The organism is Pseudomonas sp. TWP3-2 (assembly GCF_049897765.1).
Classification (GTDB): Bacteria; Pseudomonadota; Gammaproteobacteria; order Pseudomonadales; family Pseudomonadaceae; genus Aquipseudomonas.
This window is the reverse complement of sequence record NZ_JAFCWW010000009.1, coordinates 155,574-175,048: the sequence shown is the minus strand read 5'-3', so window position 1 is coordinate 175,048 and position 19,475 is coordinate 155,574. Positions and strand designations below refer to the sequence as shown.

The 19,475-nt window shown below is 60.6% G+C and carries 21 protein-coding genes; 2 read left to right on the top strand and 19 right to left on the bottom strand.

The window, feature by feature from the left end; genetic code table 11:
• Position 1: 1 nt before the first annotated feature.
• The 5 genes from ccmE to ccmA all read right to left on the bottom strand — a co-directional run bounded on the left by ccmE (position 2) and on the right by ccmA (position 2,761).
• The gene (gene ccmE / locus ACP7EE_RS15900; protein ID WP_420648003.1) at positions 2–457 is read right to left on the bottom strand and encodes a cytochrome c maturation protein CcmE; all 456 of its coding nucleotides are present in this window, start codon (positions 455–457) and stop codon (positions 2–4) included.
• Positions 454–630, bottom strand: coding sequence for a heme exporter protein CcmD (gene ccmD / locus ACP7EE_RS15895; RefSeq protein WP_420648002.1), 177 nt, complete (start codon positions 628–630; stop codon positions 454–456). Before ccmD ends, ccmE begins: the two co-directional genes overlap by 4 nt.
• Positions 627–1,382: a heme ABC transporter permease gene (locus tag ACP7EE_RS15890; protein ID WP_420648001.1), complete on the bottom strand. Its 756-nt coding sequence runs from the start codon at positions 1,380–1,382 to the stop codon at positions 627–629. The genes ccmD and ACP7EE_RS15890 overlap by 4 nt, the downstream gene beginning before the upstream one ends.
• Before the next feature lie 78 nt (positions 1,383–1,460).
• Positions 1,461–2,129: a heme exporter protein CcmB gene (gene ccmB / locus ACP7EE_RS15885; protein ID WP_420648000.1), complete on the bottom strand. Its 669-nt coding sequence runs from the start codon at positions 2,127–2,129 to the stop codon at positions 1,461–1,463.
• Complete coding sequence (gene ccmA, locus ACP7EE_RS15880; protein ID WP_426235147.1) at positions 2,126–2,761, bottom strand: cytochrome c biogenesis heme-transporting ATPase CcmA; 636 nt, start codon at positions 2,759–2,761, stop codon at positions 2,126–2,128. The genes ccmB and ccmA overlap by 4 nt, the downstream gene beginning before the upstream one ends.
• 197 nt (positions 2,762–2,958) lie before the next feature.
• Between ccmA and ACP7EE_RS15875 the strand changes: the two genes are divergently transcribed.
• Both ACP7EE_RS15875 and ACP7EE_RS15870 read left to right on the top strand, forming a co-directional pair.
• Entirely contained in the window at positions 2,959–4,530 is a 1,572-nt protein-coding gene (locus tag ACP7EE_RS15875; RefSeq protein ID WP_426235145.1) for a flagellar hook-length control protein FliK, read from the top strand.
• A complete protein-coding gene (locus ACP7EE_RS15870; RefSeq protein WP_426235143.1) occupies positions 4,527–4,856 on the top strand; it encodes an EscU/YscU/HrcU family type III secretion system export apparatus switch protein in 330 nt (109 codons plus the stop codon). The genes ACP7EE_RS15875 and ACP7EE_RS15870 overlap by 4 nt, the downstream gene beginning before the upstream one ends.
• Before the next feature lie 130 nt (positions 4,857–4,986).
• Here ACP7EE_RS15870 and ACP7EE_RS15865 read toward each other — a convergent pair whose 3' ends face one another.
• From ACP7EE_RS15865 to flhA, 14 genes are all read right to left on the bottom strand, one after another.
• On the bottom strand, positions 4,987–5,379 hold the full coding sequence (locus ACP7EE_RS15865; protein ID WP_420647996.1) for a DUF2802 domain-containing protein: 393 nt from the start codon (positions 5,377–5,379) through the stop codon (positions 4,987–4,989).
• The gene (locus ACP7EE_RS15860) at positions 5,380–5,865 is read right to left on the bottom strand and encodes a chemotaxis protein CheW (protein WP_108226832.1); all 486 of its coding nucleotides are present in this window, start codon (positions 5,863–5,865) and stop codon (positions 5,380–5,382) included. It abuts the gene before it with no gap.
• Between the two features lie 84 nt (positions 5,866–5,949).
• Complete coding sequence (locus ACP7EE_RS15855) at positions 5,950–6,900, bottom strand: CheW domain-containing protein (protein WP_426235141.1); 951 nt, start codon at positions 6,898–6,900, stop codon at positions 5,950–5,952.
• A gap of 2 nt (positions 6,901–6,902) precedes the next feature.
• Positions 6,903–7,691 carry a ParA family protein gene (locus tag ACP7EE_RS15850; protein ID WP_420647994.1) on the bottom strand — a complete coding sequence of 263 codons (789 nt, stop codon included), beginning with the start codon at positions 7,689–7,691 and terminating at the stop codon, positions 6,903–6,905.
• Positions 7,692–7,734: 43 nt separating this feature from the next.
• Positions 7,735–8,625 carry a flagellar motor protein MotD gene (gene motD / locus ACP7EE_RS15845; protein ID WP_420647993.1) on the bottom strand — a complete coding sequence of 297 codons (891 nt, stop codon included), beginning with the start codon at positions 8,623–8,625 and terminating at the stop codon, positions 7,735–7,737.
• Positions 8,626–8,637: 12 nt separating this feature from the next.
• The gene (locus ACP7EE_RS15840; RefSeq protein WP_420647992.1) at positions 8,638–9,378 is read right to left on the bottom strand and encodes a flagellar motor protein; all 741 of its coding nucleotides are present in this window, start codon (positions 9,376–9,378) and stop codon (positions 8,638–8,640) included.
• Positions 9,378–10,514 (bottom strand): protein-glutamate methylesterase/protein-glutamine glutaminase, encoded by a 1,137-nt coding sequence (locus ACP7EE_RS15835; protein WP_426235138.1) that lies wholly within the window; start codon positions 10,512–10,514, stop codon positions 9,378–9,380. The genes ACP7EE_RS15840 and ACP7EE_RS15835 overlap by 1 nt, the downstream gene beginning before the upstream one ends.
• Before the next feature lie 49 nt (positions 10,515–10,563).
• Entirely contained in the window at positions 10,564–12,828 is a 2,265-nt protein-coding gene (locus ACP7EE_RS15830; protein WP_426235136.1) for a chemotaxis protein CheA, read from the bottom strand.
• Between the two features lie 54 nt (positions 12,829–12,882).
• Positions 12,883–13,671, bottom strand: coding sequence for a protein phosphatase CheZ (locus ACP7EE_RS15825; protein WP_420647989.1), 789 nt, complete (start codon positions 13,669–13,671; stop codon positions 12,883–12,885).
• A 22-nt stretch (positions 13,672–13,693) separates the two neighbouring features.
• Positions 13,694–14,065 carry a chemotaxis response regulator CheY gene (locus tag ACP7EE_RS15820; protein WP_008072643.1) on the bottom strand — a complete coding sequence of 124 codons (372 nt, stop codon included), beginning with the start codon at positions 14,063–14,065 and terminating at the stop codon, positions 13,694–13,696.
• Positions 14,066–14,232: 167 nt separating this feature from the next.
• Positions 14,233–14,973 carry an RNA polymerase sigma factor FliA gene (fliA, locus tag ACP7EE_RS15815; protein WP_007920004.1) on the bottom strand — a complete coding sequence of 247 codons (741 nt, stop codon included), beginning with the start codon at positions 14,971–14,973 and terminating at the stop codon, positions 14,233–14,235.
• A complete protein-coding gene (gene fleN, locus ACP7EE_RS15810; RefSeq protein ID WP_003222917.1) occupies positions 14,970–15,800 on the bottom strand; it encodes a flagellar synthesis regulator FleN in 831 nt (276 codons plus the stop codon). The genes fliA and fleN overlap by 4 nt, the downstream gene beginning before the upstream one ends.
• A 113-nt stretch (positions 15,801–15,913) precedes the next feature.
• Positions 15,914–17,254, bottom strand: a complete 1,341-nt coding sequence (gene flhF, locus ACP7EE_RS15805; RefSeq protein WP_420647988.1) for a flagellar biosynthesis protein FlhF — start codon at positions 17,252–17,254, stop codon at positions 15,914–15,916.
• A gap of 11 nt (positions 17,255–17,265) precedes the next feature.
• Positions 17,266–19,395 (bottom strand): flagellar biosynthesis protein FlhA, encoded by a 2,130-nt coding sequence (flhA, locus tag ACP7EE_RS15800; protein WP_420647987.1) that lies wholly within the window; start codon positions 19,393–19,395, stop codon positions 17,266–17,268.
• Positions 19,396–19,475 lie beyond the last annotated feature (80 nt).

Here is a 19,475-nt window from a genome sequence, read left to right as displayed (position 1 = left end):
ATCAACCCTCCTTCGCTGGGGTCGGTGCGGATTGACCGCTGTCTTTCAACGCCTTGGTCACTTCCGGCGGCATGTACTTTTCATCGTGCTTGGCCAGCACTTCGTCGGCAACCACCACGCCGTCGGCGTTGATCTTGCCGAGGGCGACGATGCCTTGGCCTTCACGGAACAGATCCGGGAGGATGCCGCGATAGGTGATGGTTACGGATTTGCTGAAGTCGGTGACCACGAAGCGCACATCGAGTGAATCCTTTGAGCGTTGCAGCGAACCCTTCTCGACCATGCCGCCAGCGCGAATCCGCGTGTCCTGCGGGGCTTCGCCGTTGGCGATCTGGGTCGGCGTGTAAAACAGATTGATGTTCTGCTGCAAGGCACTCAGGGCCAGGCCGACGGCAGCGCCGACCCCGACCAGAATTGCCAGAATGATGATAAGACGCTTTTTACGCAGCGGATTCACTTGCCGTTCTCCCGGCGCAGACGACGCGCCTCTTGTTGCAAATAGCGCTTGCGGGCCGCAATCGGCACCACCACGTTGAGGGCCAGCACCGCGAGGCAGATGCCGTAGGCCGACCAGACATACAGGCCATGATGGCCCATGGCGAGGAAGTCGCCGAACGACGCGAAACTCATCGAGCGGCCTCCAGACTGTGCTGCACTTCGGCTTTCACCCAACTGGCGCGGGCTTCACGCTTGAGCACTTCCAGGCGCATGCGCAGCAACAACACCGCGCCGAAGAAACAGTAGAAGCCCAGCACGGTCAGCAACAGCGGCAGCCACATCTCGGCAGGCATCGCCGGTTTTTCGGTAAGGGTGAACGTCGCGCCCTGGTGCAGTGTGTTCCACCACTCCACCGAGTATTTGATGATTGGAATGTTGATCACGCCGACAATCGCCAGCACCGCGCAGGCCTTCGCCGCACTGTCGCGATTACTGATGGCATTGCCCAGCGCGATCAAGCCGAAGTACAGAAACAGCAGAATCAGCATCGAGGTCAGACGCGCATCCCAGACCCACCACGAACCCCAGGTCGGTTTGCCCCAGATCGCCCCGGTGACCAGCGCCACGGCGGTCATCCACGCACCGATAGGCGCCGCGCATTGCAGGGCGACGTCGGCCAGTTTCATTTTCCACACCAGACCCACCACGCCGCACACCGCGAGCATCACGTAGATCGACTGCGCGAGCATCGCGGCAGGCACGTGGATATAGATGATGCGAAAGCTGTTGCCTTGCTGATAATCCGGCGGCGCGAACGCCAGGCCCCAGACGACGCCGACAGCGATCAGCAGCAACGCAGCGATGCTCAACCACGGCAACAGCTTGCTGCTGATGCCGTAAAACCATTTGGGCGAGCCGAGCTTGTGAAACCAGGTCCAGTTCATACTGTTTCCATCACGGGTGCCGCTCATCGTTGTGAGCGGGCTTAGGGTCTTTACTGGTCAAATTTTGACCAGACCTCATTATTCGCCGACGCTGATCTTCAGGCCAGCAGCTATTGCAAAGGGTGTCAGGGTGATCGCCAGGGCGGTCAGGCTACCAAGCCACAGCAGATACCCGGTCGCCGGCATGCCTTGGAGGGCTGCCTGCAAGGCGCCACTGCCAAGAATCAACACCGGGATGTACAACGGCAGAATCAGCAGCGCCAACAGCAGGCCACCGCGTTTCAGACCGACCGTCAGCGCCGCGCCCACCGCGCCGAGCAAGCTCAGCACCGGTGTACCCAGCAGCAACGAGAGCAGCAACACCGGCAGACACGCGGCCGGCAAGCCAAGCATCAACGCCAGCAACGGCGAGAGTAAAACCAGCGCCAGACCGGAGAACAGCCAGTGTGCCAGCACCTTGGCCAACACCAGAAGTGCCAGGGGGTGCGGCGAAAGGACCCACTGTTCGAGGGACCCGTCTTCGAAATCACTGCGGAACAGCCCGTCCAGCGAGAGCAGGACCGACAACAACGCGGCCACCCAGACTAACCCCGGGGACAGGTTTTGCAACACTTGTGTCTCCGGGCCGACGGCCAGCGGGAACAAAGCGATGACGATGGCGAAGAAAATCAGCGGATTGGCCAGCTCCGCCGGGCGGCGAAACAGCAGGCGGGATTCACGGGCGATCAGCAGACCAAAGACACTCATGCTGTCCAATTCCCCAGATCGATGTCGCGGTAACCGGCCGGCATCCGACTCAGCGTGTGGTGGGTGGTCAACACCACCATGCCGCCACGTTCACAGTGCTCGGCCAAGTGCGCTTCGAGCTGCGCCACGCCTTGCTTGTCGAGGGCGGTGAAGGGTTCGTCGAGGATCCACAGCGGCGGGCTGTCCAGATACAAGCGCGCCAGCGCCACGCGGCGTTGCTGACCAGCGGACAGGCTGTGGCAGGGAACATCTTCGAATCCGCGCAATCCTACAGCGGCCAGTGCTTGCCAGATCGCCTCGCGTGCGGCGGGTTGATGCAGCGCGCACAGCCACGAAAGGTTTTCTTCCGGAGTCAAAAGTTCTTTGATGCCGGCGGCATGGCCGATCCACAGCAGGTTGCGCGCCAGTTCGCTGCGTTGCTCGGCCAGCGGTTTGCCGTTGAGCAGCACTTGCCCCTCGGTCGGCTGCATCAGACCGGACAGAAGACGTAACAAACTGGTTTTGCCGCTGCCATTGGGACCGCTGATCTGCAGCATGTCGCCACTGACCAGGCGCAATTCGAGATTTTCGAAAAGCAGCCGCAGATCACGCTCACAAGCGAGGGCAACAGTTTGCAGGACAGGACTGGTCAAGGGTTCACGGGCCTTATACGGTTCAAGTCGGCTCTGGCGCGGCCGTTAAAGAGTTGCAGCATAGATGCATCGACGGCTCGATCTAGAGAGCTGGGTCAAACAATTGCAATGTTTTCGCCACTCTCGGAACGACGGGCGGCATTATACATGTCGCCACCCTCTCTCCAGAGTGCATTTTCCTCAGGTTGTGTCCGCGTATGACAGGCGAAATGAACATCCTCCCGCTCCCGCCCACCGCCCCGGCGACCGTTCGCCCGCAGGTCGGTGAGTTGCTCAAGCTGCTGACCCCGGTCGAAGGTTTGATCGGCGCCGGGCAAAGCGCCAAGGCCGAGGTGTTGTCGCTGAAGCAGGCCGATCAGACCTTTCAGTTGCTGCTCAAAGTGACGCTCGACAGCGGCCGCCAGACCACCGTGCAAGCCACCAGCACCCAACCGTTGCCGCAGGGCACCAGTCTGGCGATCACCCAGCCATCGGCGGGTAATCTGGCGATCACCGTGCAGCAGGCGATTGCCAGCAGCGTCGCCACCCTCACGCGCATCGACACCGCGCAATTGCCGGTCGGCACCCTGCTGCAAGGCAAGGTGCTGACCTCTCAGGCATTGCCACAGACGCCCGGGCAACCAACGGTGTTTCGCTCGATGGTCAGTTTGCTCAACACCGCGTTGAGCGGCAGCACGTTGAGCATCGACAGTCCGCAACCGCTGCGTATCGGCACTTTGCTGTCAGCGCTGGTGCAGGACACGCAAACCCTGAAATTTCTGCCGCTGAGCAATCGTCAGGAACAGTTGGCAGTCAGCCAGCAACTGGTCAGCCAACAGAGCCGCCAAGGCTCGCTCGATGGTTTGCTGAAACTCCTGCAAAGCCTGCCGGCTGACAGCCCAACCACCCAGGATTTGCGCGCGGCGGTCGATAAATTGCTCGCCGGCCTGCCCGATGTGCAGCAACTCAGTACGCCGAAAGGTCTGGCGATGGCGCTGGCCAATAGCGGCATGTTTCTCGAAGCCAAGCTGCTCACCGGGCAGAACCCGACGCTGGCCCCGGACATGAAAGCCGATCTGCTCAAGCTGATCGCGCAACTCACCCCCGGTCTGCCCGGCAACACCAATCTGAATGCGATCCTCGCAGCCAACACCCTGGCGCAGGCCATGCCGAGTTTCGTGCGCAACGCGCTCGGCATGCTCGGCCAGGTCAGCGCCAAACCTGTGCCAAGCAGTTTCCCGCTGCCCGACCGGCTGCTGCAAAGCCAGGACGGCGAAGGTGATCTGGAACACTTGCTGCGCCTCGCCGCTGCGGCCGTGTCGCGCCTGCAAAGCCATCAGTTGTCGAGCCTGGAACAGACCGGTGTCACCGATGACGGTCGCCTGCTAAGTACCTGGCAGCTGGAAATTCCGATGCGCAACTTGCAAGACATCGTGCCGTTGCAGGTCAAGTTTCAGCGCGAAGAAGCGCCAGAGAAAGAGGAACAAAACGAACAGCGCCGCGATGATCGCGAACCTAAAAAACAACTGTGGCGCGTCGATCTGGCGTTCGACATGGAACCGCTGGGTCCGATGCAGATTCAGGCGCAGTTGAGCAGCGGCAGCTTGTCCAGTCAACTGTGGGCCGAGCGCCCGTACACCGCGAGCCTGATCGAAAGCAATCTGGCCGCACTGCGCCAACGCCTGTTGGATTGCGGGCTGAACGTCGGCGACCTCGACTGCCACCTCGGCAGCCCGCCGCAAGGCAACCAGACCCGTCTCGAACAACGCTGGGTGGATGAAACCGCATGAACGATTCCAGCGCTCCACGCCAGGCCATCGCCCTCAAATACGATGGCAACCACGCGCCGACGCTCACTGCCAAGGGTGACGAAGAACTCGCCGAAGAAATCCTGCGCATCGCCCGCGACTACGAAGTGCCGATCTACGAGAACGCCGAGCTGGTGCGCTTGTTGGCGCGCATGGAATTGGGCGACAGCATCCCGGAAGAGCTGTACCGCACGATCGCCGAGATCATCGCGTTCGCCTGGAACCTGAAGGGCAAATTCCCGGAGGGACAAGACCCGGATGCGCCGATGGTCGAGAAAGACATCACCGAACGTGGCGAGGATTATTGAGATTTCGAAGACGCCATCGCGGGCAAGCCCGCTCCCACAGGGATAGGTGGCGGACACACAATGTGTGAACGCCGCTAATCCTGTGGGAGCGAGCTTGCCCGTGATAGCGATCTGAAACAGATCGCCAAAATCAGTTCTTGTGCAACTTGCGCATCAATTCCGCCTCAGCCTGGGTCAACCCGCAGGACTGAGTCAGTTCATCGACACTCGCGCCCATTCCCACCAGTTTCGCCGCTTGAGCGAATGACAGGCTGGACGGGTCGCGCTGTTCCAGTTGAGCAAGTTTGTCCGGTATCGGCCCGACTACCGCGCGCAATTCGTGCAGGGCGTCGCCCATGCGCACGGTGCCGTTCTGGTAGTCGTCGACACGCTTGGCCAGATCCTTGATGCGCTGATCACGCAGCGCATCGCCCTCGGCCTGTTGCGCAGTGATCACTCGCTGCGCCTTGATGTACGCCACAAACATCGCCAGCGTGCCTGCCCAGAAGAGGAACAGGACAATGACCGCAACCTCAAGAATCAATCAGATGTTCTCCAGATCCGACCATTCTTCTTCGCTCATCATCTTGTCCAGTTCGACAAGGATCAGCAGTTCGTTGTTCTTGTTGCACACGCCTTGAATGAACTTGGCGGATTCTTCGTTACCGACGTTTGGCGCGGTTTCGATTTCCGACTGACGCAGGTAAACCACTTCAGCCACGCTGTCGACCATGATCCCGACCACTTGCTTGTCGGCTTCGATGATGACGATACGGGTGTTGTCGCTGATTTCGCCGCTGTTCAGGCCGAAGCGCTGACGGGTGTCGATCACGGTGACCACGTTACCGCGCAGGTTGATGATGCCCAGCACGTAGCTTGGCGCACCCGGAACCGGAGCGATTTCGGTGTAGCGCAGGACTTCCTGAACGCGCATCACGTTGATGCCGTAGGTTTCGTTGTCCAGCTTGAAGGTTACCCATTGCAGGATCGGATCTTCAGAACCCTTTGCCGCCGTCGCCTTGTCGTTCATACCCTAGCCCCTCGAAATACCGCGCCTGGCGGTGTATGTCTCGTGTGCCGGCATTGAGTGCCGGCGTAGTCTGTTATGTAAGTGTTATGTCGGTTTGTGGTTCGGCTTACTGCCGGACATGTGCTTTGCCCCACCGCTGGCGATCAACTCGGCCAGGGCTGCGACATCCAGCAAGGCGCACATGTGTTCAATCACCGTGCCGGCGAGCCATGGCCGCTGACCTCGATGACTTCTCCATTTGATTTCATTCGGGTCCAGACGCAACGAGCGACTGACCTGATGCACCGCCAGCCCCCACTCGTAGCCTTGTACCGAAATCACGTACTGCAAGCCCTGACGGAAGTCATCGCGATAACGATCCGGCATGACCCAGCGCGCGGTATCCAGCACTTTCAGGTTGCCGGCCTGGCTCGGCAGAATCCCGAGGAACCATTCCGGCTGACCGAACAGCGGCGTCAGCTCGTGACCGGCCAGTGAATAGATCGAGCCGAGGCATACCAGCGGCACTGCCAGGGTCAACCCGGCCACATCGAACAGCAGGCATTCGAAAGCTTCGGATGCCCAGGCCGGACGGCCGTCGGTGTCTACCGGCGGCGGTGGATTGCTGGGCGGCAGATGCACTTCGACCAGTGGCGGAACCAGTGCCTGAACGACCGGCGCTGGTTCGGGTGCTACCGGTTCCGGCGTCGGTTCGACCGGCTCAGGTACAGCCTGCATCAATTGAGTTTGCAACAGCGGTGCGAGTGTCGAGGCCAAGCGCGGCGGCTCTGCCGTTTCCAGCAACACCACCGGCGCCTTGGCCACCGCAGCAGGCGCAGCAACCGGCGCCACAGGCCTGGCCGCTTTCTCGGCATCACGGGCCTGCTCTTCCAGCACTGCAGCCTGGAATTCATCCAGCGCTTCAGCGCTTTCAACCACCTCAGGCTGCGCCGCAATCTCCACCGGCAATTCGTCGGGAATTTCCTCCAACAAACTGTCCAGATACGACTGCAAAGCCATTTGCGGCTTCGACGTCAACTTCACCGGCCGATTCATACTCAAGCCACCTGCGGAACAAGTTGTTGCGCGAGCAGATGCTTGAGCAGCGCGCGATAGGCCAGCACGCCACGGCTCTTGCCGTCGAATTGCGAAGGCGTGACACCGGCCCGGCTGGCGTCGCGCAGACGGGTATCGACCGGGATGTAACCCTGCCAGATATCCTCGGGAAACTTGTCGCGCAGCACGCGCAGGGTATGCATCGAAGCTTGTGTGCGGCGGTCGAACAGGGTCGGCACGATGCTGAACGGCAGCGCCTGTTTGCGCGAGCGGTTGATCATCGCCAAGGTGTTGACCATGCGCTCCAGACCTTTCACGGCCAAGTGCTCGGTCTGCACCGGGATCACCAATTGCTGGCTCGCGGCCAGGGCGTTGACCATCAACACGCCGAGCAACGGCGGGCTGTCGATCACGGCGTAATCGAAGTCCTGCCACAACTGCGCCAGACTCTTGGCGATCACCAAACCCAGGCCACTCTGCCCCGGCGACTGGCGCTCGAGGGTGGCCAGCGCGGTGCTGGACGGCAGCAGGGAAATGCGTGCGTCGCTGGTCGACAGCAGCAACTGACCGGGCAGACCTTGCGGCACGCTGCCCTTGTGCAGGAACAGGTCGTAGTTGCTGTGTTCCAGACTGTCGGGGTCGTAACCGAAGTAGCTGGTCATCGAGCCGTGCGGGTCGAGATCGACCACGACCACGCGCTTGCCCGCCTCCGCCAGCAAACCGGCTAAAGCGATGGAAGATGTGGTTTTACCAACACCACCCTTTTGATTGGCGACTGCCCAGACTCTCATTCGGATCGTTCCTCCCGGCCGATATGCTCGACCGAGACATAGCTCAGCGTATTAATGCGGGCGACGGAGAATTGACGGCACTCTCGCGTCCCGGCGTCTTGACCGGGGTCGGTGCAGTTTGTGTGCCAGCACGCTTCAATGCGGCGTCCGGTTTCGCGTTGGCGGTTCCGGTGCCCGTCAGGCTGCGGCGCACATCGAGGTTGCGCGATACCACCAACACCACGCGCCGGTTTTTCGCCCGGCCTTCGGCGGTAGCGTTATTGGCCACTGGCTGAAACTCGCCGTAGCCGACCGAGGCCAGCCGGCCAGGGTTTACGCCCTGCATCGCCAGCATGCGCACGATGCTCGCCGAACGCGCCGAAGACAGTTCCCAGTTGGTCGGGTACTGCGAGGTACGGATGGGTTGATCGTCGGTAAAGCCTTCGACGTGGATCGGGTTGTCGAACGGTTTGAGGATCGCCGCAACCTTGTCGATGATGTTGAACGCGATGTCGCTCGGCATGGCATCGCCGCTGCCGAACAACAGGCTCGAATTGAGTTCGATCTCGACCCACAGCTCGTTGCCGCGCACGGTCATCTGGTTCGAGCTGATCAGATCGCCAAATGCAGCGCTGATGTCGTCGGCGATGCTTTTCAGCGGATCGCTGGCACCGGCGATACCGGCATCGATCTGTTCGGCGTCCTTGACCAGCGGCTTGGCCGGGGTCACGGTTTTCGGTCGCTCGTCGCCAATCGGGATCGGTTTGAGCGCGCGATCGGAGTCCTTGAACACCCCGACCAGCGCTTCGGAAATCTCTTTGTACTTGCCTTCGTTGATCGACGAAATCGAGTACATGACCACGAAGAACGCAAACAACAAAGTGATGAAGTCAGCGTACGACACGAGCCAGCGCTCGTGGTTTACGTGTTCTTCCTGGTGGCGACGACGTGCCATGAGGTTAGTCCCTTAATCCATGAAGCCCTGAAGCTTCAACTCGATGGAGCGAGGGTTTTCACCTTCGGCGATCGACAAAATGCCTTCCAACAACATTTCGCGATAACGCGACTGCCGCAACGCGATTGACTTCAATTTGGCCGCCACCGGCAACAGGATCAGGTTGGCACTGGCCACGCCATAAATGGTCGCGACGAACGCCACGGCGATGCCGCTGCCCAACTGGGTCGGATCGGCAAGGTTGCCCATCACGTGGATCAGGCCCATCACCGCACCGATAATGCCGATGGTCGGCGCGTAGCCGCCCATGCTTTCAAAGACTTTGGCGGCTTCGATGTCGCGCGCTTCCTGGGTGTAGAAATCCACTTCGAGGATGCTGCGAATGGCTTCCGGCTCGGCGCCGTCGACCAGCAATTGCAGGCCTTTGCGCGAGTAGTTGTCCGGTTCGGCATCGGCCACGCCTTCCAGACCCAGCAGGCCTTCCTTGCGTGCCGTGAGGCTCCAGTTGACCACGCGATCAACGCCGCCGGCCAGGTCGACCCGCGGTGGAAAGAAGATCCACGCCAGAATCTGCATCGCGCGTTTGAACGCGCTCATCGGCGATTGCAGCAGCGCGGCACCAACGGTGCCGCCGATCACGATCAACGCGGCCGGACCGTTGGCCAGCGCGCCGAGGTGACCGCCTTCAAGGTAGTTGCCGCCGATGATGGCGACGAACGCCATGATGATCCCGATCAGGCTTAGAACATCCATCAGACGCACGCCTCGACCAGGTGCTTGCCGATATCGTCGAGGCTGTAGATCGCATCCGCGAGGTCAGCTTTGACGATGGCCATCGGCATGCCGTAGATCACGCAGCTTGCCTCGTCCTGTGCCCAGATCGAACTGCCGCCCTGCTTGAGCAGGCGCGCACCTTCACGGCCATCGGCGCCCATGCCGGTGAGTACCACCGCCAGAACTTTGTCGCCGTAGGATTTCGCCGCCGAACCAAAAGTGATGTCGACGCAGGGCTTGTAGTTCAGACGCTCGTCGCCCGGCAGGATTTTCACCGCGCCCCGGCCATCGATCATCATCTGCTTGCCACCCGGTGCCAGCAGCGCCAGACCCGGACGCAGGATGTCGCCATCCTCGGCTTCCTTGACGGTGATGCGGCACAGCTTGTCCAGACGCTCGGCGAAAGCCTTGGTGAAGGCTGCCGGCATGTGCTGGATCAGCACGATGGGCGCTGGAAAGTTGCCCGGCAACTGGGTCAGCACCCGTTGCAGCGCAACCGGACCACCGGTCGACGTGCCGATGGCTACGAGCTTGTAGGATTTGCGTTTCGGTGCCGGCGACGAGGCGCTGGCTGCCGGAGTGCGCGTCGGCGCAGGAGCCGGTGCCGGACGCGCCGGAGCGCTGTGGCTGCCATAGCTCGACGCTGCCGGTGCAGGCGCTGGTGTCGGCGCCGGTGCAGCGGCAGGCGCTGGTGTGCTGTAGGCACTGAAACGACGGTTACTGCGCGAGATGCTGTGCACCTTTTCGCACAGCATCTGTTTGACCTTCTCGGGATTGCGCGAGATGTCTTCGAAATTCTTCGGCAGGAAATCCACCGCGCCAGCGTCCAGCGCATCCAGAGTTACCCGGGCGCCTTCGTGGGTCAGCGAGGAGAACATCAACACCGGGGTCGGGCAGCGCTGCATGATGTGCCGCACTGCCGTGATGCCATCCATCATCGGCATCTCGTAGTCCATGGTGATCACGTCCGGCTTGAGGGCCAGGGCCTGATCGATCGCCTCTTTACCGTTGGTTGCCGTGCCGACAACCTGGATGCTCGGATCCGCTGAAAGAATTTCCGAGACGCGGCGGCGGAAAAAACCCGAATCGTCCACCACCAGGACTTTGACTGCCATAAACACTCCATTAGGTGCAGCGGGACGTCGTCGCCCCGCCGCCCCGGATTCAAATACGCCGTGCGGCGTAACGCTTGAGCATGCTCGGAACATCGAGAATCAGTGCAATGCGGCCGTCACCCGTGATGGTGGCGCCGGACATGCCCGGAGTTCCCTGGAGCATTTTGCCCAATGGCTTGATGACCACTTCTTCCTGGCCGACCAGTTGATCGACAACGAAGCCGATGCGCTGAGTGCCCACCGAAAGGATCACCACATGGCCTTCACGCTGCTCTTCGTGAGCGGCGGAGCTGACCAGCCAGCGCTTGAGGTAGAACAATGGCAGCGCCTTGTCCCGCACGATCACCACTTCCTGACCGTCCACCACGTTGGTGGTCGACAGATCGAGGTGGAAGATTTCGTTGACGTTGACCAGCGGGAACGCGAACGCCTGATTGCCGAGCATGACCATCAGGGTCGGCATGATCGCCAGGGTCAACGGCACCTTGATGACGATCTTCGAACCCTGGCCCTTGGTCGAGTAGATGTTGATCGAACCGTTGAGCTGGGAAATCTTGGTCTTCACCACGTCCATGCCGACACCACGGCCGGACACATCGGAGATCTCGGTCTTGGTCGAAAAGCCCGGAGCAAAGATCAGGTTGTAGCACTCGGTATCGCTCAGACGATCCGCCGCATCCTTGTCCATCACGCCGCGTTTTACCGCGATGGCGCGCAGGACGTTCGGGTCCATGCCTTTGCCGTCATCGGAGATCGACAGCAGGATGTGATCGCCTTCCTGCTCGGCCGCCAGAATCACCTTGCCGCCACGGGACTTGCCCGAAGCTTCGCGTTCTTCCGGCGACTCGATGCCGTGGTCGACCGCGTTGCGCACCAAGTGGACCAGCGGGTCGGCCAGTGCCTCGACAAGGTTTTTGTCGAGGTCGGTTTCTTCGCCGACCAGTTCCAGGATGATCTCTTTCTTCAGCTGACGCGCCAGGTCGCGAACCAGACGCGGGAAGCGCCCGAAGACCTTCTTGATTGGCTGCATCCGCGTTTTCATCACCGCGGTCTGCAAGTCAGCCGTGACCACGTCGAGGTTCGACACAGCCTTTTGCATGGCTTCGTCGCCGCTGTTCAGGCCCAGGCGCACCAGACGGTTACGCACCAGTACCAACTCGCCGACCATGTTCATGATTTCGTCGAGGCGTGCAGTGTCGACCCGCACGGTGGTCTCGGCTTCGCTCGCCGGTTTTTCCGGTGGCGGTGCAGCAGCCGCAGCACGGGCCGGAGCCGGTGCAGCAGCGGCGGCCGGTTTTGGCGTTTCGGCTTTCGGCTCAGGCGCTTTCGCAACAGGCTTCGGCGCAGCGGCCGGGGCCTTGGCGGCAGGCGTGGCGACGGCAGACGTGCTGCCAGCGGACGCGGTGCCGACTTCAGTGAACTTGCCTTTGCCGTGCAGTTCGTCGAGCAGCGATTCGAACTCGTGATCGCTGATCAGATCGCTGCCGGCAGCCGCTGCCGCCGGCGCTGCTTGCGCAGGCACCGAGGCAATCGCCGATTCCAGCGCATCAACGGCAAAGTTGCCCTTGCCGTGCAACTGATCGAGCAACGCTTCGAATTCGTCGTCGGTGATGTCCGAGTTGTCGCCTTTGGCCGGTGCAGCAGGCGCCGCAGGGGCAGCCGCCGCAGGAGCTACAGCGTCCACCGCGAACTGGCCTTTGCCGTGCAGTTGATCGAGCAACGACTCGAACTCGGCATCGGTGATTTCATCGCTGGCCGCCGCAGTTGCAGCAGGCGCAGCCACAGGTGCCGGGGCTTCAGCTTCGGCCTTGACGGCGTTCAGCGAGTCCAGCAACTGCTCAAATTCGTTATCGGTGATGTCACCCGATTCGCTCTCGGCGACCGGCGCTTCCACCACTTCTTCAACCGCTACGGCGTCAGCCGATTGCGGTTCCGCCAAACGCGCGAGGGCGGCCAGCAGTTCCGGTGTTGCAGCAGTAATCGGGCTGCGCTCGCGCACTTCGGTGAACATGCCGTTCACCGCGTCCAGTGCTTCGAGTACAACGTCCATCAGCTCTGCATCAACGCGACGCTCACCCTTGCGCAGGATGTCGAACACGTTTTCGGCGATGTGACAGCACTCCACCAGCTCATTGAGCTGAAGGAAGCCGGCGCCCCCTTTTACAGTGTGAAAACCGCGAAAAATTGCGTTGAGCAGATCAGCATCATCCGGGCGGCTTTCCAGCTCGACCAATTGTTCTGACAGCTGCTCAAGAATCTCGCCGGCCTCAACCAGGAAATCCTGAAGGATCTCTTCATCGGCGCCGAAGCTCATTAATGGGGTGCTCCTACAGGTCTAAAAACCCAAAAAACCTAAAATTCAACAACTCTAGAATCCGAGGCTGGATAACAAATCGTCCACATCGTCCTGACCGGACACAACGTCTTCTCGTTTATCGGCATGAATCTGCGGACCTTCACCCTGCGAGAGATGTTTTTGTGGATCTTTTTCAGCGAGCATCGCCGCACGGTCATGTTCGATGCCCGCAAAGCGGTCAACCTGACTGGCCATGAGTACGAGTTTGAGCAGATTGCTTTCGACTTCGGTGACCAGTTGGGTCACGCGCTTGATCACCTGACCGGTCAGGTCCTGGTAATCCTGAGCCAGCAGAATGTCGTTGAGGTTGCTCGATACCGCACGGTTGTCCGTGCCGCTGCGTGCCAGAAAACCGTCAACCCGACGCGCCAGCTCGCGGAACTCTTCAGCCCCGACTTCGCGACGCATGAAGCGGCCCCAATCGGCGCTCAGGCTCTGGGCTTCATCAGCCAGGCCATTGACCAGCGGGGTGGCGCTTTCCACCAGATCCATGGTGCGGTTGGCCGCAGCTTCCGTCAGCTTGACCACATAGCCCAGACGCTCGGTTGCGTCGGTGATTTGCGACACTTCCTCGGCCTGCGGCATGTTCGGGTCAATCTGGAAATTGACGATCGCACTGTGCAGTTCACGTGTGAGCTTGCCAACTTCCTGGTACAGGCCACGGTCACGGGTCTGATTGAGCTCATGGATCAGTTGCACAGCGTCGCCGAACTTGCCCTTTTCAAGGCTTTCGACCAATTCGACCGCGTGTTTTTTCAGGGTCGATTCAAAATCGCCCTGTGAAGATTCGTTGTTGTCCATAGCTCCCCCGTGGCGCAGTTTCTCAACCGATGCGTTCGAAAATCTTCTCGATCTTGTCTTTCAACGCCTGGGCCGTGAAGGGTTTCACCACATAGCCGTTAACACCGGCCTGGGCTGCTTCGATGATCTGTTCGCGCTTGGCTTCAGCGGTCACCATCAGCACTGGCAAGTGCTTGAGTTTTTCATCGGCGCGCACGTGGCGCAGCAGGTCGATACCGGTCATGCCCGGCATGTTCCAGTCTGTTACCAGAAAGTCGATGCTGCCGCTGTTGAGAACCGGAATGGCGGTGATGCCATCGTCAGCCTCGACCGTGTTGGTGAACCCAAGGTCACGCAACAGGTTTTTGATGATCCGCCGCATCGTTGAGAAGTCATCAACGATGAGGATTTTCATGTCTTTGTTCAATTCGACCTCCAAGCAGTCTTAAACGCGCCCAGCACCTGGACGCGCCATTTCAATCATTCCGGCAAAGCACTCGATGACTGTCTGGAGCACAACAGAGCAAGACCGGTGCCGTTCACCACCGCACCAGCCTCCTCTACAGTGTCCCCACACTGTCTTCAGCGCGCTCGCCACTCCCCCAAACGCCCCCGCAAACGGGCCGCGCACTGGCTGTGTAACTGGCTGACCCGCGATTCACTGACGCCAAGGACTTCACCGATCTCCTTGAGGTTCAGCTCTTCGTCGTAGTACAGCGCCAACACCAGTCGCTCACGCTCCGGCAAATTGGCAATCGCGTCCGCCAGCGCGGCCTGGAAGCGCTCATCTTCCAGATCGCGCGACGGCTCAAGATGAGCACTCGCGCCGTCCTCGTGCAGCCCTTCATGTTCGCCGTCCTGTAGCAGGTCGTCGAAACTGAACAGGCGGCTGCCCAAGGTATCGTTCAAAATCCCGTAATAATCGTCGAGACTCAATTGGAGTTCGGCCGCAACTTCGTGATCTTTAGCGTCACGGCCGGTTTTAGCTTCAATCGAGCGAATTGCGTCGCTGACCATACGGGTATTGCGGTGAACCGAGCGTGGAGCCCAATCCCCTTTGCGCACTTCATCGAGCATGGCGCCGCGGATCCGGATGCCCGCGTACGTTTCGAAACTGGCGCCTTTGCTGGCGTCGTATTTGGTCGAGACTTCCAGCAGGCCGATCATCCCGGCCTGAATCAGATCTTCGACCTGCACACTGGCCGGCAGTCGCGCCAGCAAGTGGTAGGCGATGCGTTTGACCAGTGGCGCGTAACGCTCGATCAACTCGTACTGCGCGTCACGTGCCGACTTCTTGTAGTAATTCATACCGCTGGCTGTCATAGAACAGGCCCTGCCGTTTGCTGCACGAGGCGCTCGACGAAAAATTCCAGATGCCCACGCGGGTTGGCAGGCAGCGGCCAGGTGTCGACCTTCTGTGCGATCGCCTTGAACGCCAGCGCGCACTTGGAACGCGGGAAGGCTTCATAGACCGCACGCTGCTTCTGCACCGCTTTACGCACACTTTCGTCGTAAGGCACGGCGCCGACGTATTGTAGGGCGACATCGAGAAAGCGATCCGTGACCTTGGTCAACTTGGCGAACAGATTGCGCCCTTCCTGCGGGCTCTGCGCCATGTTGGCGAGGACGCGGAAGCGGTTCATGCCGTAATCGCGGTTGAGCAACTTGATCAGCGCGTAGGCGTCTGTGATCGAAGTCGGCTCGTCGCAGACCACCAGCAACACTTCCTGCGCTGCGCGTACGAAACTGACTACCGAGTCACCAATACCCGCAGCGGTGTCGATCACCAGTACGTCGAGATTGTCGCCGATGTCGCTGAATGCCTGAATCAGACCGGCATGTTGCGCCGGGCTCAGGTGCACCATGCTCTGAGTGCCGGAAGCGGCCGGCACGATGCGAATCCCGCCGGGGCCTTGCAACAACACGTCGCGCAGCTCGCAGCGGCCTTCGATCACGTCGGCCAACGTGCGTTTGGGCGTGAGGCCCAGCAGAACGTCGACGTTCGCCAGCCCCAGGTCAGCGTCCAGCAGCATGACCCGACGGCCAAGTTCTGCCAGCGCCAGGGACAAGTTCACTGAAACGTTAGTCTTGCCGACGCCACCTTTGCCGCCGGTCACCGCGATCACCTGTACGGGATGCATGCTGCCCATGTTATTTCTTTACCTTGTCTTGCATAGACGGAGGCCACATTACTGGCTGCGCGTTCACAACCGGAACAATGCGTGGCAGACCACCGATGTAGGTACAAAAACTGTTCATTACCTCAGCCAACCTGCTTGGTCGGACTGTGGTAGATATCAGCGAACATGTCGGCCATGGCTTCTTCGCTGGGTTCTTCCTGCATTTGCACGCTGACGGCGCGGCTGACCAGTTGATGACGGCGCGGCAGATGCAAATCATCCGGAATCCGTGGGCCGTCGGTCAGGTACGCGACCGGTAATTCATGACTGATCGCCAGGCTCAACACTTCGCCAAGGCTGGCCGTTTCATCCAGTTTAGTCAGGATGCAGCCAGCAAGCCCGCAACGCTTGTAACTGTGATAAGCGGCGGTTAGAACCTGTTTCTGGCTGGTGGTTGCCAATACCAGATAATTTTTTGAACGGATGCCACGCCCGGCCAGGCTTTCGAGCTGCATGCGCAGTGCCGGATCGCTGGCTTGCAGGCCGGCAGTATCGATCAGCACCACGCGTTTGCGCAGCAGTGGATCCAGCGCCTGCACCAGCGATTGGCCCGGGTCGACGTGAGTCACCGAGACGTTGAGGATGCGGCCTAAGGTCTTGAGCTGCTCCTGCGCGCCGATGCGGAAACTGTCCATGCTCACCAGCGCGATGTTCTGCGCGCCGTACTTGAGCACGTAGCGTGCGGCGAGTTTGGCCAGGGTGGTGGTCTTGCCCATGCCGGCGGGGCCGACCATGGCAATCACGCCGCCCTCTTCCAGTGGCTCGACTTCCGGGGTGGCGATCATCCGCGCCAGGTGCGCGAGCAACATGCGCCAGGCCTGACGGGGTTCTTCAATTTCGGTGGTCAGCGCCAGCAGATCGCGCGACAACGGGCCGGACAGGCCGATGCGTTGCAGACGACGATACAGATTGGCCTGCGCCGGACGGCTGCCTTGCAGCTGATTCCAGGCCAGCGTGCCGAGTTGCACTTCCATCAGCTCGCGCAGACTGTTCAGTTCGAAACGCATCGAATCCAGCGCACGCGGGTCGATACCGCCGGAGGCTTGCGCAGGTGCTGGAGCAGGACGCGCCGGAGCGGCGTAAGTCGGCTCGCTCAACGGCTCGGCAGCGGTCAGCGGCAGGCCGGCGGTCAACGGCAGTCCGGAAAACAATTGTTGATTGGTGTTGCCGTCGGCTTCGCCACGCAGGCTCAGCTCGGCCTGGGCGGTGACGATGCGCGACTGGGTCTTGCGCAGCTCATCTTCGAGTTCCATGTTCGGAACACGCGGAGCCAGCGCCGACAATTTGTAATCGAGCGCGGCCGTCAGCTCGACACCGCCGGCAATGCGGCGGTTGCCAATGATGGCGGCATCAGCGCCCAGCTCATCACGAACCAGCTTCATGGCCTGACGCATATCGGCGGCGAAAAAACGCTTAACTTGCATGTACCACTACCTCAGCCGTTGGGCCCTACTGTCGCAACGATCGTCACTTGCTTGTTGTCCGGTATTTCCTGGTAGGCCAGCACGTGCAGTCCAGGGACTGCCAGGCGACCAAAGCGCGAGAGCATCGCGCGCACCGGGCCTGCTACCAGCAGGATAACCGGCTGACCTTGCATTTCCTGACGCTGCGCCGCTTCGATCAACGAACGCTGCAGCTTCTCGGCCATGCTCGGCTCCAGCAGAACGCCCTCTTCCGAGCCTTGTCCTGCCTTCTGCAGACTATTGAGCAATATCTGTTCCAACCTTGGCTCCAGCGTGATAACTGGCAGCTCGGACTCAGTCCCTACAATGCTTTGGACGATGGCACGCGAAACGCCGACCCGCACGGCAGCCACCAGCGCGGCGGTATCTTGACTCTTGGCGGCGTTGTTGGCGATGGCTTCGGCGATGCTGCGGATGTCGCGCACCGGCACATGTTCGGCCAGCAGCGCTTGCAGCACCTTGAGCAACTGCGACAGCGAAACCACGCCCGGCACCAGCTCTTCCGCCAGTTTAGGCGAGCTTTTGGCCAGCAATTGCATGAGTTGCTGCACTTCTTCGTGGCCAATCAGTTCACTGGAGTGCTTGTACAGAATCTGGTTCAAGTGCGTTGCCACTACCGTACTGGCGTCCACCACGGTGTAGCCAAGCGATTGCGCCTGTGCGCGCTGGCTGATTTCAATCCACACCGCCTCCAGGCCGAAAGCCGGATCTTTGGCGGTTATGCCGTTGAGGCTGCCGTAGACCTGACCGGGGTTGATCGCCAGTTCGCGATCCGGGTAGATCTCGGCTTCGGCGAGGATCACGCCCATCAAGGTGAGGCGATAGGCACTCGGCGCCAGATCGAGGTTGTCACGGATATGCACAGTCGGCATCAGGAAGCCCAGATCCTGCGAGAGCTTCTTGCGCACGCCCTTGATCCGCGCCAGCAACTGACCGCCCTGATTGCGATCCACCAACGGGATCAAACGATAGCCAACTTCGAGGCCGATCATGTCGATCGGGGTCACGTCATCCCAGCCGAGTTCTTTGGTTTCCATGGCGCGGGCCGGCGATGGCAGCAGTTCCTGCTGACGCTTGACCTCTTGCAGCGCGACGACTTTGGCCACGTTCTGCTTCTTCCAGAACAGGTAGGCGCCGCCAGCGGCCAGCGCGGCCATGCTGAGAAACGAGAAGTGCGGCATGCCCGGCACCAGACCCATGACCGCCATCAGACCGGCCGCCACCGCCAGCGCTTTGGGTGAGGCGAACATCTGGCGATTGATCTGCTTGCCCATGTCTTCCGAACCGGAAGCACGGGTCACCATGATCGCGGCGGCAGTGGACAACAGCAGTGATGGCAATTGCGCCACCAAACCGTCACCGATGGTCAGCAAGGCGTAAACCCGACCGGCATCACCGAAGGTCATGTCGTGCTGGAAGATACCGACGGCCATGCCGCCGATCAGGTTGATGAACAGAATCAGCAGACCGGCGATGGCGTCACCGCGCACGAACTTGCTGGCACCGTCCATCGAACCGTAAAACTCTGCCTCTTGTGCGACTTCAGTACGCCGCGCCTTGGCCTGGTTCTGGTCGATCAGACCGGCGTTGAGGTCGGCGTCGATCGCCATTTGTTTGCCGGGCATCGCATCGAGGGTGAAGCGCGCGCTCACCTCGGAAATCCGCCCGGCACCCTTGGTCACCACGACGAAGTTGATGATCATCAAGATCGCGAAAACCACGATACCGACCACGTAGTTACCGCCGATCACCACCTCACCAAAGGCCTGGATCACCTTACCGGCGGCGGCGTGACCGTCCTGACCGTGGAGCATCACGACCCGCGTCGACGCCACGTTGAGCGCCAGCCGCATCAGCGTCGCCACCAGCAGGATGGTCGGGAACACCGCAAAATCCAGTGGTCGCAGCGCGTAGACGCAGACCAGCAACACGACGATCGACAAGGCAATGTTGAAGGTGAAAAACACGTCGAGCAGGAACGGCGGTATCGGCAACATCATCATTGCCAACATGACCAGCAGCAACAACGGCACACCCAGATTGCCTCGACTGAGGTCGGCAACGTTAGTGCGTGCAGTGTTGATTAACTGAGAGCGATCCACCGGTTTTCCCCGTTCCTTAAAAGCAAACTTTTGACGCCCAGAGCGGACGTACGGCGGCTACTGCAAGAAGCCTTCCAACT